General features: G+C 56.3%; 18 protein-coding genes. 11 read left to right on the plus strand and 7 right to left on the minus strand.

Annotated elements, in window-relative coordinates; genetic code table 11:
• The first annotated feature begins 3 nt into the window (after positions 1 to 3).
• The 3 genes from ulaD to ACHH0Z_RS19225 are packed head-to-tail and all read left to right on the plus strand — an operon-like array spanning position 4 to position 2203.
• Positions 4 to 654: a 3-keto-L-gulonate-6-phosphate decarboxylase UlaD gene (ulaD, locus tag ACHH0Z_RS19215; protein ID WP_008502901.1), complete on the plus strand. Its 651-nt coding sequence runs from the start codon at positions 4 to 6 to the stop codon at positions 652 to 654.
• A gap of 9 nt (positions 655 to 663) precedes the next feature.
• Positions 664 to 1524, plus strand: coding sequence for an L-ribulose-5-phosphate 3-epimerase (locus ACHH0Z_RS19220; protein WP_008502900.1), 861 nt, complete (start codon positions 664 to 666; stop codon positions 1522 to 1524).
• Positions 1517 to 2203, plus strand: a complete 687-nt coding sequence (locus tag ACHH0Z_RS19225; protein ID WP_025911930.1) for an L-ribulose-5-phosphate 4-epimerase — start codon at positions 1517 to 1519, stop codon at positions 2201 to 2203. The genes ACHH0Z_RS19220 and ACHH0Z_RS19225 overlap by 8 nt, the downstream gene beginning before the upstream one ends.
• Positions 2204 to 2341: 138 nt before the next feature.
• Here ACHH0Z_RS19225 and yjfY read toward each other — a convergent pair whose 3' ends face one another.
• The gene (gene yjfY, locus ACHH0Z_RS19230; protein WP_008502898.1) at positions 2342 to 2617 is read right to left on the minus strand and encodes a DUF1471 family protein YjfY; all 276 of its coding nucleotides are present in this window, start codon (positions 2615 to 2617) and stop codon (positions 2342 to 2344) included.
• 341 nt (positions 2618 to 2958) lie between these two features.
• Here yjfY and rpsF point away from each other — a divergent pair, with 341 nt between their 5' ends.
• The 4 genes from rpsF to rplI are packed head-to-tail and all read left to right on the plus strand — an operon-like array spanning position 2959 to position 4398.
• Positions 2959 to 3354, plus strand: a complete 396-nt coding sequence (rpsF, locus tag ACHH0Z_RS19235; protein ID WP_008502896.1) for a 30S ribosomal protein S6 — start codon at positions 2959 to 2961, stop codon at positions 3352 to 3354.
• A 6-nt stretch (positions 3355 to 3360) separates the two neighbouring features.
• Positions 3361 to 3675, plus strand: a complete 315-nt coding sequence (priB, locus tag ACHH0Z_RS19240) for a primosomal replication protein N (protein WP_008502895.1) — start codon at positions 3361 to 3363, stop codon at positions 3673 to 3675.
• Positions 3676 to 3679: 4 nt separating this feature from the next.
• Positions 3680 to 3907, plus strand: a complete 228-nt coding sequence (gene rpsR / locus ACHH0Z_RS19245; RefSeq protein WP_000135199.1) for a 30S ribosomal protein S18 — start codon at positions 3680 to 3682, stop codon at positions 3905 to 3907.
• Between the two features lie 41 nt (positions 3908 to 3948).
• Positions 3949 to 4398, plus strand: a complete 450-nt coding sequence (gene rplI / locus ACHH0Z_RS19250) for a 50S ribosomal protein L9 (RefSeq protein ID WP_008502894.1) — start codon at positions 3949 to 3951, stop codon at positions 4396 to 4398.
• Positions 4399 to 4466: 68 nt separating this feature from the next.
• Here the strand turns inward: rplI and ACHH0Z_RS19255 are convergent, their stop codons facing one another.
• Positions 4467 to 5111, minus strand: a complete 645-nt coding sequence (locus ACHH0Z_RS19255; protein WP_045408137.1) for an OapA family protein — start codon at positions 5109 to 5111, stop codon at positions 4467 to 4469.
• Positions 5112 to 5344: 233 nt separating this feature from the next.
• On the opposite strand from ACHH0Z_RS19255, the gene fklB reads away from it, so the two are divergent.
• Both fklB and cycA read left to right on the plus strand, forming a co-directional pair.
• Complete coding sequence (fklB, locus tag ACHH0Z_RS19260; protein WP_008502892.1) at positions 5345 to 5965, plus strand: FKBP-type peptidyl-prolyl cis-trans isomerase; 621 nt, start codon at positions 5345 to 5347, stop codon at positions 5963 to 5965.
• A gap of 312 nt (positions 5966 to 6277) precedes the next feature.
• The gene (cycA, locus tag ACHH0Z_RS19265; RefSeq protein ID WP_008502891.1) at positions 6278 to 7687 is read left to right on the plus strand and encodes a D-serine/D-alanine/glycine transporter; all 1410 of its coding nucleotides are present in this window, start codon (positions 6278 to 6280) and stop codon (positions 7685 to 7687) included.
• Positions 7688 to 7773: 86 nt separating this feature from the next.
• Here the strand turns inward: cycA and ytfE are convergent, their stop codons facing one another.
• On the minus strand, positions 7774 to 8436 hold the full coding sequence (gene ytfE / locus ACHH0Z_RS19270; protein ID WP_045408140.1) for an iron-sulfur cluster repair protein YtfE: 663 nt from the start codon (positions 8434 to 8436) through the stop codon (positions 7774 to 7776).
• A gap of 244 nt (positions 8437 to 8680) precedes the next feature.
• Here ytfE and ACHH0Z_RS19275 point away from each other — a divergent pair, with 244 nt between their 5' ends.
• Entirely contained in the window at positions 8681 to 10330 is a 1650-nt protein-coding gene (locus ACHH0Z_RS19275; RefSeq protein ID WP_045408142.1) for a methyl-accepting chemotaxis protein, read from the plus strand.
• Between the two features lie 87 nt (positions 10331 to 10417).
• Here ACHH0Z_RS19275 and ACHH0Z_RS19280 read toward each other — a convergent pair whose 3' ends face one another.
• The 3 genes from ACHH0Z_RS19280 to ACHH0Z_RS19290 all read right to left on the minus strand — a co-directional run bounded on the left by ACHH0Z_RS19280 (position 10418) and on the right by ACHH0Z_RS19290 (position 13213).
• Positions 10418 to 11383: a DMT family transporter gene (locus ACHH0Z_RS19280; protein ID WP_023326558.1), complete on the minus strand. Its 966-nt coding sequence runs from the start codon at positions 11381 to 11383 to the stop codon at positions 10418 to 10420.
• Between the two features lie 75 nt (positions 11384 to 11458).
• Positions 11459 to 12283 (minus strand): AraC family transcriptional regulator, encoded by an 825-nt coding sequence (locus tag ACHH0Z_RS19285; protein ID WP_045408145.1) that lies wholly within the window; start codon positions 12281 to 12283, stop codon positions 11459 to 11461.
• 81 nt (positions 12284 to 12364) lie between these two features.
• Positions 12365 to 13213 (minus strand): SDR family oxidoreductase, encoded by an 849-nt coding sequence (locus ACHH0Z_RS19290; RefSeq protein WP_045408148.1) that lies wholly within the window; start codon positions 13211 to 13213, stop codon positions 12365 to 12367.
• A gap of 84 nt (positions 13214 to 13297) precedes the next feature.
• On the opposite strand from ACHH0Z_RS19290, the gene ACHH0Z_RS19295 reads away from it, so the two are divergent.
• Complete coding sequence (locus tag ACHH0Z_RS19295; RefSeq protein ID WP_008502885.1) at positions 13298 to 13684, plus strand: helix-turn-helix domain-containing protein; 387 nt, start codon at positions 13298 to 13300, stop codon at positions 13682 to 13684.
• 89 nt (positions 13685 to 13773) lie between these two features.
• Here the strand turns inward: ACHH0Z_RS19295 and ACHH0Z_RS19300 are convergent, their stop codons facing one another.
• Positions 13774 to 15717 carry a bifunctional 2',3'-cyclic-nucleotide 2'-phosphodiesterase/3'-nucleotidase gene (locus ACHH0Z_RS19300; RefSeq protein ID WP_045408151.1) on the minus strand — a complete coding sequence of 648 codons (1944 nt, stop codon included), beginning with the start codon at positions 15715 to 15717 and terminating at the stop codon, positions 13774 to 13776.
• Between the last annotated feature and the right edge of the window lie 68 nt (positions 15718 to 15785).

Below are 15785 nucleotides of genomic sequence, written 5' to 3' on the forward strand. Positions count from 1 at the left end.
AATATGTCATTACCCATGTTGCAAGTTGCGCTGGATAACCAAACGCTGTCTCACGCTTACGAAACCACCCGCCTGATTGCGGAAGAAGTGGACATCATTGAAGTGGGCACCATTCTGTGCGTGGGCGAAGGCGTTCGTGCGGTTCGCGACCTGAAAGCGCTCTATCCGCATAAAATCGTGCTGGCGGATGCCAAAATCGCCGACGCAGGCAAAATCCTCTCCCGCATGTGCTTCGAAGCCAACGCCGACTGGGTCACCGTGATCTGCTGTGCGGATATCAACACCGCCAAAGGCGCGCTGGACGTGGCAAAAGAGTTTAACGGCGACGTGCAGATTGAGCTGACCGGCTTCTGGACCTGGGAGCAGGCCCAGGAGTGGCGCGACGCGGGCATTCAGCAGGTGGTGTATCACCGCAGCCGTGATGCGCAGGCCGCAGGTGTGGCGTGGGGCGAGGCGGATATCAGCGCCATCAAACGTCTGGCCGATATGGGTTTCAAAGTGACCGTCACTGGCGGTCTGGCGCTGGAAGATCTGCCGCTGTTCAAGGGCATTCCGATTCACGTCTTTATTGCCGGTCGCAGCATTCGTGATGCGGCGTCCCCGGTGGAAGCGGCGCGTCAGTTCAAACGCTCAATCGCTCAGCTTTGGGGCTAAGGAGCGGGTATGTTGTCAAAACAGGTCCCGCTTGGCATCTATGAAAAGGCACTCCCTGCGGGGGAGTGCTGGCTGGAGCGGTTACAGCTCGCAAAACAGCTGGGCTTCGATTTTGTCGAAATGTCGGTGGATGAGACGGACGAGCGTCTTGCTCGCCTCGACTGGAGCCGCGAACAGCGCCTGGCACTGGTAAGCGCCATCGCGGAAACGGGCGTGCGCGTGCCGTCCATGTGCCTGAGCGCTCATCGTCGTTTTCCGCTCGGCAGCGAAGATGATGCCGTGCGCGCGCAGGGGCTGGAGATCATGCGTAAAGCCATCCGCTTTGCGCAGGACGTGGGTATCCGCGTGATCCAGCTGGCGGGTTATGACGTTTACTATCAGGAAGCCAACGATGAAACGCGCCGTCGTTTCCGTGATGGCCTGAAAGAGAGCGTTGAGATGGCAAGCCGTGCGCAGGTCACGCTGGCAATGGAGATCATGGATTACCCGCTGATGAACTCCATCAGTAAGGCGCTGGGCTACGCGCACTATCTGAACAACCCGTGGTTCCAGCTTTATCCCGATATCGGCAACCTGTCGGCATGGGATAACGACGTGCAGATGGAGCTGCAGGCAGGCATAGGGCATATCGTGGCGGTGCACGTCAAAGATACCCGTCCAGGCGTGTTTAAAAACGTACCGTTCGGCACCGGGGTGGTGGATTTCGAACGGTGCTTCGAGACGCTCAAGCAGACAGGTTATTGCGGGCCTTACCTGATTGAGATGTGGAGCGAAACGTCGGACAACCCTGCTGCGGAAGTAGCAAAGGCGCGGGACTGGGTGCGCGAGCGTATGGCGCGCGCGGGATTACTGGAGGCTGAACATGCTTAAGCTTAAACAGCAGGTCTTTGAAGCCAACATGGATCTGCCCCGCTATGGCCTGGTCACCTTCACCTGGGGTAACGTCAGCGCTATCGATCGCGAGCAGGGGCTGATCGTGATTAAGCCGAGCGGTGTGGCGTATGACACCATGAAAGCTGACGATATGGTGGTGGTCGATCTTGAAGGAAACGTTGTTGACGGTAAATGGCGTCCTTCTTCGGACACGGCGACCCATCTGGCGCTGTATCGGCGTTATCCGTCCCTTGGCGGTGTGGTGCATACTCACTCCACGCACGCGACCGCCTGGGCACAGGCGGGGCTGGCGATTCCGGCGCTGGGCACGACACATGCGGACTACTTCTTTGGCGACATCCCCTGCACGCGCGCATTAACGCAGGATGAAGTGGAAGGAGAGTACGAACTCAACACCGGAAAGGTGATTATCGACACGCTGGGAGAATGCGAGCCGCTGCATACGCCGGGGATTGTGGTGTATCAGCACGGCCCGTTCGCCTGGGGAAAAGATGCCCACGACGCCGTCCATAATGCGGTCGTCATGGAGGAAGTGGCACGTATGGCGTGGATTGCCCGCGGCATTAACCCACAGCTTCAGGGCATTGATGATTACCTGATGAACAAGCATTTCATGCGCAAGCATGGCCCGAATGCCTATTACGGGCAGAAGTGAATAAGTGCTCTGGAATACCGAAAACAGTTGTAACCGGTGGTATTCCGGAGCCATTCATAAAAAAAGCCCCCGGGCAGGGGCAACGTCAACTATGGCTATGTTCTCGTTGTTGGCTTTCCTGGTGCTAGCGTTAAGGCGTTATCGGTAAATATCTGCACTGGCGTGCATATTGCCGTTGCTGCCGGGCTCACGGATTAACATCACGTGGTAATAAGTTGCGCCCTGGGCGTCGGTCTCTTCATTTAGTGCCTGATCTGCTTCGCTTTCGGTGGCGAAATTATGATTAATATAGATTACGCCTAAGCTGTGCACATCATCCATGTTTCTGGCCTGTCGGCTGTCTATCTTGATGGCTGCCATCGCGTTTGCACTGAGCAAAAGCGCCGCCATTATGGCTAATGCGATTTTTTTCATGATATGCGCTCCACGACTGCGTGCTGTGAGAGGGGGGATGCTCCTTCTTCTGTTTCGGTTATCTCTGATTAAAGTGTAATCATTCCTCCGGCGGGGATGCGTGACCATTTCTGATGCAGTTGTTCAAAAAAACACCGCTTACGGATGTGAGTAATTTTAAATCACCCACTTAGACCCGCTTCGCGCTTTGTGCGAATTATTTGTGCAATCAGCTTGAGTTTCCAGGGGCGCGCAAGTATTATGACGCGTCAATTTTTCAGCCGACCTTTAACACGTTCCTTGCCTCCCCGGGCCTCGGCTGACCCAGACAGGAGGCTGAATAATCCGTAAGGAGCAATTCGATGCGTCATTACGAAATCGTTTTTATGGTCCATCCTGACCAGAGCGAACAGGTTCCGGGTATGATCGAGCGCTACACTGGTGCAATCACTGCAGCAGCGGGCACGATCCACCGTCTGGAAGACTGGGGCCGCCGTCAGCTGGCTTATCCGATCAACAAACTGCACAAAGCACACTACGTTCTGATGAACGTTGAAGCGCCGCAGGAAGTGATCGATGAGCTGGAAACTAACTTCCGCTTCAACGATGCCGTTATCCGCAGCATGGTTATGCGTACCAAAAACGCAGTGACCGAAGCATCTCCGATGGTTAAAGCGAAAGACGAGCGCCGTGAGCGTCGCGATGATTTCGCAAACGAAACCGCAGATGATTCTGATGCTGGGGATTCTGAAGAGTAATTTCTGATGACCAACCGTCTGGCGTTGTCCGGCATCGTATGCAGGGCTCCCCTTCGAAAGGTCAGTCCATCAGGAATTCCGCATTGCCAGTTCGTGCTTGAGCATCGTTCTGTGCAAGAGGAAGCCGGGTTTCACCGGCAGGCGTGGTGCCAAATGCCCGTTATTATTAGCGGACACGAAAACCAGGCCATTACTCACAGTTTAACGGTCGGTAGTGCAGTAATCGTTCAGGGGTTCATCTCTTGCCACAAGGCAAAGAACGGTCTGAGCAAAATGGTTCTGCATGCCGAGCAGATTGATTTGATAGATTCTGGAGACTAGCCATATGGCACGTTATTTCCGTCGTCGCAAGTTCTGCCGTTTCACCGCGGAAGGCGTTCAAGAGATCGACTATAAAGATATCGCAACGCTGAAAAACTACATCACCGAAAGCGGTAAGATTGTCCCAAGCCGTATCACCGGTACTCGTGCAAAATATCAGCGTCAGCTGGCTCGCGCTATCAAACGCGCTCGCTACCTGTCCCTGCTGCCGTACACTGATCGTCATCAGTAATCGGGCACGGTCCATTAATACGACTTTAAGAGGATAAGGTAATGCAAGTTATTCTGCTTGATAAAGTAGCAAACCTGGGCAGCCTGGGTGATCAGGTAAACGTTAAAGCGGGTTACGCTCGTAACTTCCTGGTTCCACAGGGTAAAGCTGTTCCAGCTACCAAGAAAAACGTAGAGTTTTTCGAAGCACGTCGCGCTGAACTGGAAGCCAAACTGGCTGACGTTCTGGCGGCTGCTAACGCTCGCGCTGAAGCAATCAACGCACTGGGCACCGTTACCATCGCGTCCAAAGCTGGCGACGAAGGTAAACTGTTCGGTTCCATCGGTACCCGCGATATCGCTGATGCAGTTTCTGCAGCAGGCGTTAAAGTGGCTAAGAGCGAAGTTCGTCTGCCGAACGGCGTTCTGCGTACCACTGGTGAGCACGAAGTTGACTTCCAGGTTCACAGCGAAGTGTTCGCTAAACTGGTTGTTAACGTTGTAGCTGAGTAATTTTTTACTCTGCTCACGTTGAAACGCCGGTCTTGTGCCGGCGTTTTGCTTTTTACAGAACCCTGCCCTTAACGTACCCTGATAAAGCTGCCGTCTGTCTGGCGGGTAAACAGCACCCGTTGTCCATTTCCGGTATCAATCGTTAACCCTGTCACCACCCCGCTGGCATTCTGGCGAATTTGCACCATCTGGCCATTCTGCAGGTTACTGAGCGGTTTACCCGCGCCTTCCACCTTCGCCATGGCATACACGTCTGTCGGCGGCAGGTTGTGGTCACGGAACAGCTGCGCCAGCGTTTTCCCCGGCTCTACGCGATAGGAACGCCACTGTTGCTCAATGCCGGTGGGCTGTTGGGTCTGAGGCTGAGACGGGGCGGCGGCCTGTTCCTGTGGCTGTTCGTCCTGAATCGGCTCTGGCTCAACCGGCGCGACCTGACCCGGATCGTTAGACGGGGTAACGAGCTGCGTCTGCATCGGCTGTGCGTCAGGCTGCGGTCGCGTTTGCGACTGAAGGTCCAGCTGAGCATTGCGGGTGACGGGGGCAGTATCAACATCATCGCCACCGGAAGGAAGCAGGAAGCCCACAATCACCATCAGCGCACCAATGATGATCCCTCTGCGATGCAGAGGAGGCAGCGGATCCATGATGCGAAAATTGTCCGGCGCCTGCCAGATTTTCGCCAGGGTAGGTTTCAGTTCAAATCGCCCGGGCATGGCACTCCTCCTGCTCCGCGTATTTTTTATCCTGTGCCCCGAAGTATAGTTTGCTAACTGCCTGAACGGCGTAGTAAACCCGACATCCGTGACATCAGTTCGGGATTAATCCTGGTTCTCTCTATTGTTTCTGTTTCGTCGCGGTTTGTCACCTTAACTTCAGACAAAGTTTTACCCATAAGGGCATGGCTGATATGCTGCCCGCTACTTTAAATGTGATGGAAGGAAAACCCATGACCACCCCGACTTTTGACACTATCGAAGCGCAGGCAAGTTACGGTATCGGCTTGCAGGTAGGACAGCAGCTGAGCGAATCCGGCCTGGAAGGTCTGTTACCTGAAGCGCTGGTGGCGGGTATCGCTGACGCTCTGGAAGGTAAACAGCCTGCCGTTCCGGTTGACGTTGTGCACCGTGCGCTGCGTGAAATCCACGAGCGTGCTGACGCCGTGCGTCGCGCGCGCTTTGAAGAGATGGCCGCCGAAGGTGTGAAATATCTGGAAGAGAACCGTGAGCGTGAAGGCGTGAACAGCACCGAGTCTGGTCTGCAGTTCCGCGTGATCAATCAGGGCGATGGCGCAATCCCGGCGCGTACCGACCACGTTCGCGTACACTACACCGGTAAGCTGATCGACGGTACCGTCTTCGACAGCTCCGTCGCGCGCGGCGAACCGGCTGAGTTCCCGGTGAATGGCGTTATCGCGGGCTGGATCGAAGCGCTGACCCTGATGCCAGTCGGTTCCAAATGGGAACTGACTATCCCGCATAACCTGGCTTACGGCGAGCGTGGCGCTGGCGCGTCCATCCCGCCATTCAGCACTCTGGTCTTTGAAGTCGAGCTGCTGGAAATTCTGTAATCGACTTTTCTTATTTCCTCTCTCCGGTTGGGGAGGGGAAAATAGCGTGAAAACCTATAGTTAAGTCGGAATCAATATTTTATCTTGCAAACGAAACTGTTGCGTGTATTTTTGTGAGCTGTTTCGCGCTGCATGAGTGATATGACACTCACTTTCAACATATTATTAACATAATATCTAAATCATAGTATTCATCCCGCCGATTCTTACCTAATATCGATTAGCCCTAACAAGGGAACGTCATTTTTTTGACGTATTTAAAGGCCAGAAGAGCCTTAACAACACAGACAGGCATAAACAGGAAAATATCACATGGTAGATCAGGTCAAAGTCGTCGCCGACGAAGAGGCGTCGTCTGAACAGTCGCTACGGCGCAATCTCACAAACCGTCATATTCAGCTCATTGCTATTGGGGGTGCCATCGGTACCGGGCTGTTTATGGGGTCAGGCAAAACCATCAGTCTCGCCGGACCGTCAATCATATTCGTTTATATGATTATCGGTTTTATGCTGTTCTTCGTGATGCGTGCAATGGGTGAGCTGCTGCTCTCGAACCTCGAATACAAATCCTTCAGCGACTTCGCTTCAGACCTGCTCGGGCCATGGGCGGGCTATTTCACCGGCTGGACCTACTGGTTCTGCTGGGTCGTGACCGGTATGGCGGACGTCGTGGCGATAACCGCCTATGCGCAGTTCTGGTTCCCCGGGCTGTCGGACTGGGTGGCCTCGCTGGCGGTTATTGTTCTGCTGCTGAGCCTGAACCTCGCCACCGTTAAAATGTTCGGTGAGATGGAGTTCTGGTTCGCGATGATCAAAATCGTGGCCATTGTCGGGCTCATCGTGGTGGGCCTGGTGATGGTGCTCACCCACTTCCAGTCACCAACCGGCGTTCAGGCGTCGTTTACCCATCTGTGGAATGATGGAGGCTGGTTCCCGAAAGGCATTAGCGGCTTCTTTGCTGGCTTCCAGATTGCGGTGTTCGCGTTTGTAGGGATTGAGCTTGTCGGAACGACCGCTGCGGAAACCAAAGATCCGGAGAAGTCTCTCCCGCGCGCCATCAATTCCATTCCGGTGCGTATCATCATGTTCTACGTCTTCGCGCTGATCATCATTATGTCCGTGACGCCGTGGAGCTCGGTGGTGCCAAGCAAGAGCCCGTTCGTTGAGCTGTTCGTGCTGGTGGGGCTGCCTGCGGCGGCGAGCCTGATTAACTTCGTGGTGCTGACCTCAGCGGCGTCTTCCGCGAACAGCGGCGTGTTCTCAACCAGCCGTATGCTGTTTGGTCTGGCGCAGGAAGGCGTGGCGCCGAGCGCGTTCGCCAAGCTGTCTAAGCGTGCGGTACCTGCGAAAGGGCTGACCTTCTCCTGCATGTGCCTGCTGGGCGGCGTGGTGATGCTCTACGTAAACCCAAGCGTGATTGGCGCGTTCACCATGATTACCACGGTCTCAGCGATCCTGTTTATGTTCGTCTGGACCATCATCCTCTGTTCCTATCTGGTGTACCGCAAACAGCGCCCACACCTGCATGAAAAATCGATCTACAAGATGCCGCTGGGCAAGCTGATGTGCTGGGTGTGCATGGCGTTCTTCGTCTTCGTGCTGGTTCTGCTGACGCTGGAAGATGATACCCGCCAGGCGCTGATCGTCACGCCGCTGTGGTTTATCGCGCTGGGGCTGGGCTGGATGTTTATCGGTAAGAAACGGATGGCTGGCATGCGTTAAGCATGTTGCCGGGTGGCGCTGACGCTTACCCGGCCTACGTTCGAGGACCTTGCAGGCCCGGTAAGCGCTAGCGCCACCGGGCTTTTTTATTCCCCCGCTAGTGCCCGCGGGAACAGAACGTTGTTCTCAAGGCTGATGTGTTCCATCAGGTTGTCAATCATCTCGTTAATGCCGTTGTACATCGCTTTCCACGTTGTGCACGCTTCTGGCGGCGGCGTGACGTTGTGGGTGGTGTGTTTGATCACTTCCAGCAGTTCGCCCGCGTCATCATGCTCGCTTTCCATCACGCTGATGGGCCCCATCGCCTGGCTTCCCATTCCCTGTTTAATCATCGGGAAGAGGATCTGCTCTTCTTTCATCATGTGGCTGGAAAGCTCTTCGTGCAGCAGGGTCAGGTATTTCGCCAGACCGCGCGGTACGGAAGGTTTGTCGGCATGCACGCGCTCGACTTTGGTCGCCTGCAGGATCAACTCCGGCAGCTGTTCACGGTGACGGTCATGGTAACGCACGATGATGTGGTCGATGATTTCCGCGAGCGGAGCGGTTCGCCAGTCTTTGTCGACGGGCTGTTCGGCCAGCTTCGTCAGCTCGGCTTCAATCACCTCAACGTTCAGCTCTTTGCGTAGGGCCGCCCGTGCCAGGGTTTGCTTACCGCCGCAGCAGTAGTCCATATCGTATTTGCGAAACAGCGCAGAAGCGCGAGGAATGGAGAGCGCCAGCTCGCCCAGGGGTTGGTCGCGAAAGGCCATAGCAGTTACCTCATCATCAATAATATAAAGTGCATATTAAATACATCTTTTAAGCGACGCTATAACCCTTTAGAGGAACGGGTAAAAGTGAGATGCAGATCACAAAAAAATATCCGATTTAACCCTCTGAATGGGTTCAGGAAAGTGGTTTCGAAACTTTTTAAAGGTGGAGAAACAGTAAACAACCCGCTGCACCTGCCGATATATCCACGTCAGACAAACCTGCATATAACAAAGGCAACGCATGTTTAAACGTATAAAAGTCATTACCCTTCTGATTTCGGTGCTGCTTGTGCTCGGCATCATGCAAGTGATTTCCGCCGGTATCTTTATCAACGCCCTGAATAACGATAAAGACAACTTTACCGTGTCGCAGCTCTCCAGCAAGAACGTGGCGGAGTTTACCGATGCGTGGATCAGTCTGAACCAGGCGCGCGTCACCCTGAACCGCGGGATGCTGCGCCTGCAAAGCAGCATGGCCTCGCAAATTAACGGCGGTCAGCTGAATGAGCTGGTGACCACGGCGAAAAATCTGCTGACTGAAGCCCAGGTTCATTACGATAAATACTATGCCTTGCCGAATACGCCAGGCCTGGATGAGAACCTGACCAACCAACTCGAAGAGCAGTACCGCATTTACTCTGCAACGCTGACGCAAATGAATGTTCTGCTGAGCCAGGGCAATCTGGAAGATATGTTCAAGCAGAATGCCGAACAAAAACAGAATGCGATGCAGACGGTTTATCGTGAATGGCGTGAAGCGCAGGCCGCGCTCACGGATAAAGGCATTCAGGATAACGAAAGTGATTACAAGCGCATCCTGTGGATCCTCTCTGCGGTCATGCTGCTGGTGATTGTGGTGATTATCTCCAGCTGGATTGCGATGCGCCGCGTGCTGCTGCTGCCGCTGGAAGAGGTGATTAACCATATTCGCGCCATTGCGGCAGGCGATCTCACCCAGCCGATTCAGGCCGACGGTAAAAATGAAATGGCCATCCTGGCGCGCAACGTGCAGGAGATGCAAACTTCGCTGGCGAACACCGTGGGCGTAGTGCGTGAAGGCGCAGATACCATTTACACCGGTGCAGGCGAAATCTCTGCAGGCAGTAACGATCTCTCTTCCCGCACCGAGCAGCAGGCCGCGTCTCTGGAAGAGACGGCAGCCAGCATGGAGCAGCTGACGGCAACCGTGAAGCAGAACGCCGATAACGCGCGTCAGGCTTCCCGTCTGGCGCTGGATGCCTCCTCCACGGCGAAGAAGGGCGGTAACGTGGTGGAAGGCGTCGTGCGGACGATGGACGAAATCGCCACCAGCTCCAGCAAAATTGCGCAAATTACTAACGTGATCGACGGCATTGCTTTCCAGACGAATATCCTGGCGCTGAACGCGGCGGTGGAAGCCGCGCGTGCGGGCGAGCAGGGCCGTGGTTTTGCGGTGGTGGCAGGGGAAGTGCGTACCCTTGCCCAGCGCAGCGCTCAGGCGGCGAAAGAGATCAAAGCGCTGATCGATGACTCCGGCGAACGCGTGAACGCGGGCTCGCAGTTGGTTAACGAAGCCGGGGCCACGATGGCTGAGATCGTCAATGCGGTTACCCGCGTCACCGACATTATGGGCGAAATTGCTTCGGCCTCTGACGAGCAGAGCCGCGGTATCGACCAGGTGGGCCAGGCGGTAGCCGAGATGGACCGCGTGACCCAGCAGAACGCCTCACTGGTGGAGGAGTCTGCGGCCGCGGCGGCGGCGCTGGAAGATCAGGCTGCACGCCTGAACGACGCGGTGGCGGTGTTCAAAATTACCCGCAACCAGGCGGTCAAAGCGGCGCCGGTAAAAACCTATGTGCCAAAAGCGCAGCCTGTCGCGGCGGCGTCTGAAGCAAACTGGGAAACGTTTTAACATCATGCCGGGTGGCGCTGGCGCTTACCCGGCCTACGAAACGGCTCCTTGTAGGCCGGGTAAGGCGGAGCCGCCACCCGGCAAATATCACACCTCCGACGCCGGAACAACCCTCGGTTTTTCCGGCTTCGCTCTCACCGCCATCACTACCCCCACAACCAGCAGCACGATCCCGCAGGCCGTGAACAACGGCGGCACGCTCTGGCGCATCAGGAAGGTATAAAGCAGTCCGGCCAGGGTTTCGAAGACAATCAGCGGCCCTAAGATCACCGTCGGCAGCTTCTGGCTGGCAATGTTCCAGCATAGCGCGCCCACCCATGAGCACAGCACCGCGATCGCAACCATCAGGCCAATGAACACCCACGGTCTTGGCCCGAAGGGCTGGGCGAAGTCCGGCTGCTGATGGCCCAGCCAGAGGCATGCGCCGAGATACCCCACGACGGATACGGGCAGAGTGACCAGCGCCTGCGCCGTCGCCCACATCATCGGGTGCTTGTCCGGGTTCTCACGCAGCCAGCGCGCGTTGCGCAGGGCATACCATGCCCAGCACGCCACGGAAATGAACGCCAGCAGAATGCCAGAACCGTACCGCCACAGGTCAACATCGCCCTGCCCATGGCGCAGCTCGGCAATATTGACGCATATCAGCCCCAGGGCGGTGCAGACCAGCGCCGGGGCCATTTTTGACCACGCCAGTTTGCCATCGCGCTGGCTGTAGAGCAGGTTAGCAAAGACGGGGATGACGACCGGCAGCGTGCCGATAATCATGGTCGATACCGGCGCACCGGTACGCTGAATGGCACTCGCGAGGCAAACGTAATAGATAAGATTGCCCATCATGGTCAGCGCCAGCGCGGTCCCCCAGTCCTGACGGCTGAGCTGGCGCAAGCGCGCGCGTCCCAGCCACGCCAGGGGCAGGGCAATCAGCCCCAGCGCCAGATAACGTCCGGTCGACTGTAATATTGCCGGATACTCGGGCACGATCAGCGGGCCGACAAAAATCAGTCCCCACATCATCCCGGCCAGCAGGGCATACAACACTCCACTAATCATTTTTCCATCCACAGGTATTTACGCTGTAGTCAGTGTAGGAGGGGCGAATGCGCGCGTATTGTATGAGATTGCGCATTAGCGCCGTGTAACCTGCTTCTGGTAGCGCACGGGCGTAATGCCGTAGCGGTGGGTAAACGCGCGGGTCAGATGTGACTGATCGGTCAGCCCGGTTGCGGCGGCAACCTCTGCGGCGGGCATGCCGTGGGTGAGAAACGCTTTGGCGCGCCAGAGTCGAATGGCCATCAGCATCTGATGCGGCGTCACGTGAAAATGGGCTTTGAACTGGCGCTGGAAATGGTACGGGCTGAGCGAGACGACGCTGGCCAACTCGTCCAGCGTCAGAGCGCGCATATAGTTGTCGTGCAGGTACTCGCGTACCCGTTCGAAGCGGTGCGCGCCTTCCTGAACCCGTGGCGCGTGGTGGGCAAACGGCTGGAAGGTATCAATTAGATCCAGCAGTAAACCTTTTTGCGCAAGCGGATCGTCCGTGTGCCACAAGCCGTAAATAAGCCTGCCGATTTGCTGTGAGCGTAACGGATCATGACGGGTCACGTCGCTGAACCACCAGTGTCGGAGGCCGGTCACCTCTTCCAGCAGATCGGGTTCGATATAGACCATCCGGTAGCGCCAGCCGCCCTCGGTGGCGGATTCGCCGGTGTGGATCTCGTCCGGGTTCATGGTAACGACGGATTTCTCCGCCGCGAGATGCTGGCTGCCGCGATAGCGAAAGCGTTCGGCACCGGTTTCAATCGTGCCGATGCCGAAGGCTTCATGGGTGTGAGGCTCAAAGGCGTAGTCAGAAATATGCGCGTGATACAGCTCCAGGCCCGGCAGCTGCGCCAGATGGCGAAAGCGCGCGCTGTCTCTTTCATCATTAAACTGTTCCGGTACGCCTTGCACGGTGAGCCTCCTCGTGGGTCATCTTTTCATTATCAAAGATGACCCGAGGGGATGCCACAAAAAATAACCAGCCCGTAACAATTACAGAATGGCTTTGATGCTCTGCGCCAGCGTAGTGGTCGGACGGCCGATCAGTTTGCTCAGGGTGCGGCTGTCGTCGAAAAGGCCGCCTTTCGAGGCGCCCACGTCGGAGTCCGCCAGCATATCGGCCAGCCCGGCAGGCAGGCCGACGCTCTTCAGCGCGGCGGCAAACTCCGCTTCGCTGAGATTCTGGTAGGTGACCGGCTTTCCGCTCTGTTTGCTCAGTTCAGCCGCCAGTTCGCTCAGCGTCCAGCCGTGGTCGCCCGCCAGTTCATACACCTTGCCCGCATGGCCCTCTTCAGCAATCACTTTCGCTGCCGCCGCGGCATAGTCTGCGCGGGTGGCAGAGGCAATTTTGCCTTCGCCTGCCGCACCAATAAACACGCCGTGTTCCAGCGCAGGCGGCGCGCTCGCCAGATAGTTTTCGGTATACCAGCCGTTGCGCAGCAGGGCATAAGGAATGCCTGACGCCGCCAGCGCTTTTTCAGTGGCAACGTGTTCAACGTGCAGACCGAGCGGCGAGGTATCCGCATGCAGCAGGCTGGTATAGGCGATAAATTTCACCCCTGCCGCTTTGGCGGCGTTAATCACGTTCTGGTGCTGGATCGCGCGCTGGCCGACTTCGCTGGACGAGATCAGCAGCAGCTTATCCACGCCGTTCAGCGCGGCGGTGAATGCGGCTTCATCCGTGTAGTCCGCCTGACGCACCACAATTCCCTGCTGGCTTAAGGCTTCAGCTTTTGCCGGGTTACGTACGATAGCCACAATCTGGTTAGCCGGTACGCTTTTCAACAGCTGTTCGATAACGAGATGGCCAAGCTGGCCGGTGGCGCCGGTAATCGCGATCATGATGAATCTCCTTCGTGTTTGTCTGGTGTTGTGGCACACTAGCACCATAACTAACTTTTAGTAAGTACGTACAAAAAGGTAAGTATGAAAACAACGATACCGACGCTCAGCGAACAATTGCGCGATGGCAATCTCTTCGCGGAACAGTGCCCTTCACGAGAGGTGCTCAAACACGTTACCAGCCGCTGGGGGGTACTGATTCTGCTGGCGCTGCGCCAGGGAACGCATCGCTTTAGCGATCTGCGCCGTAAAATGGGCGGGGTAAGCGAAAAGATGCTGTCCCAGTCGCTTCAGGCGCTGGAGCAGGACGGGTTTGTCGATCGCGTATCGTACCCGGTTGTGCCACCGCACGTAGAGTATAGCCTGACCCCGATGGGGATCGAGGTCAGCGAGAAAGTCGCCGCGCTGGCGGACTGGATTGAGGTGAATACGCCGAAGGTGATGGCGAATCGGGACGATCGCGCGGCGTAAAAGCCGGGTGGCGCTTCGCTTACCCGGCCTACCCATAATCTTCCATCCCGTAGGCCGGGTAAGCGAAGCGCCACCCGGCACAATCGCCGCTACTTACTTAAATCCAGGTGATAAATCGCGAACCCAATATCATCCGTCGCCACCTGTTTCATCGGATACTGCGCCTTCTCCTTAATAAACGCGGCTGCCTTCTCGGACGGTGACGTTTCAAAGCGGATATCCAGCGGCGTATCGCTGTGGATCGGCGCCAGACGCCAGTTGTTATCCACCGCCGGATGAATTTCGCTGGCCTTTTTCGACTCGGCGCTGATCCACGCCGCCAGCACAGAGCGGTTCTCGTCCGGCGAGGCAAAGGCGATGTGGCCATCTCCCGTACCGGCAAACTTACCGCCGTAGGCACGGTAGTTATTGGTCACCACCAGGAAAGTGGCATTCGGGTCGATCGCCTTGCCGTTGAAGGTCAGGTTTTTAATGCGCTCCGCCTGCGGGTTGATCGCCTGACACTCGCCGTCATATTTCGCCGGCTGGGTGACGTCAATCTGGTAGTTCACGCCGTCGATCACGTCGAAGTTGTAGGTGCGGAAGCCGTCCCAGTTAATCAGCGACTGCGGCTTGCTGCTGTGTGGGTCAATCTGGTTAAACTGTCCGGCAGAACACTCCAGCCACTCTTTTACCTCTTTCCCGGTGGCTTTAACCACCACCAGCGTATTCGGGTAGAGATAGAGATCGGCGGCATTACGGAAGGTGAGCTGGCCCTTTTCGACCTCCACATAGCTTGCCGGGTCATTCTTACGCCCGCCCACTTTGAATGGCGCTGCGGCGGAGAGCACCGGCAGTTTCGCCAGATCCGGATCGCCCTGCACAAAGTGTTCGGCATAGGCTTTCTGCGCCATGTTAACCACCTGGACGGTCGGATCGTCCTGCACCAGCGCCAGGAAGCTGTACATGTTGTCGGCGGATTTGCCGATCGGCTTGCTGACGAATTCGCGCGTGGCGTCGTGATCGTGCTTCAGCACGTCGACCAGTTTTTTATCTTCCGCCGCCAGCGATTTTTTCGCCGCAGCGTCGTAAATTGGGCGCGCTTCGGCTTTTGACTGCGTGACCTTCCAGCGGCCGCCGTCGTTATTCAGCACCAGATCCACCACGCCAAGATGGTCGCCCCACATGCCCGGCATCACCGACGGCACGCCGTTAAGCGTCCCTTTCTCTATATCGGCCCCTTTGATGCTGGCAAAGTCTTTGCCCGGGAAGACCGCGTGGGCGTGGCCGAACAGGATCGCATCGACGCCCGGGACCTCACTCAGGTAGTAAACGGAGTTTTCTGCCATGGCCTGGTACGGATCGGCGGAGAGGCCGGAATGGGCGACAACGACCACCAGATCGGCGCCTTTCTCACGCATTTCCGGCACGTATTTGCGCGCGGTTTCGGTGATGTCGTTAACGGTCACCTTACCGTCGAGGTTGGCCTTATCCCACGTCATGATCTGCGGCGGGACAAAACCGATGTAGCCGATTTTCAGCGTCTGTTTTTTCCCGTCCTGATCGACAACCTCAGTCTCTTTAATCAGGTAAGGCGTAAAAAGCGGCTTTTGGGTCTTAACGTCGATGATATTGGCGTTAACGTACGGGAATTTTGCGCCTGCCAGGGCATCATGCAGGTATGTCAGACCGTAGTTGAATTCATGGTTGCCGAGGTTACCGACGGTATAGTCCAGGGTGTTCATCGCTTTATAAACAGGATGGATCTCGCCTTTTTTCAGCCCCCTGGTCGCCATGTAGTCCCCGAGCGGACTGCCCTGAATGAGATCGCCGTTATCGACCAGCACGCTATTTTTCACTTCGCCACGCGCCGCATTGATCAAACTCGCCGTGCGTACCAGTCCGAATTTTTCCGTCGGGGTATCTTTGTAGTAATCGAAATCCATCATGTTGCTGTGCAGATCGGTCGTTTCCAGAATACGTAAATCGACCGTCGCTGCCTGCACGCTCGCCGCAATCAGCGTCGCCAGGAGCGTTGCGCTAAACTTAATCATCAGAAGAGTCCTTTTTTCGATCCAGGCCACAAAAGAGTATGTATCTATAACGTGTTGCTTACATAAAT

The sequence above is a fragment of the Enterobacter cloacae complex sp. 2024EL-00227 genome (genome assembly GCF_043945315.1).
GTDB classification, from domain to species: Bacteria; Pseudomonadota; Gammaproteobacteria; order Enterobacterales; family Enterobacteriaceae; genus Enterobacter; species Enterobacter roggenkampii.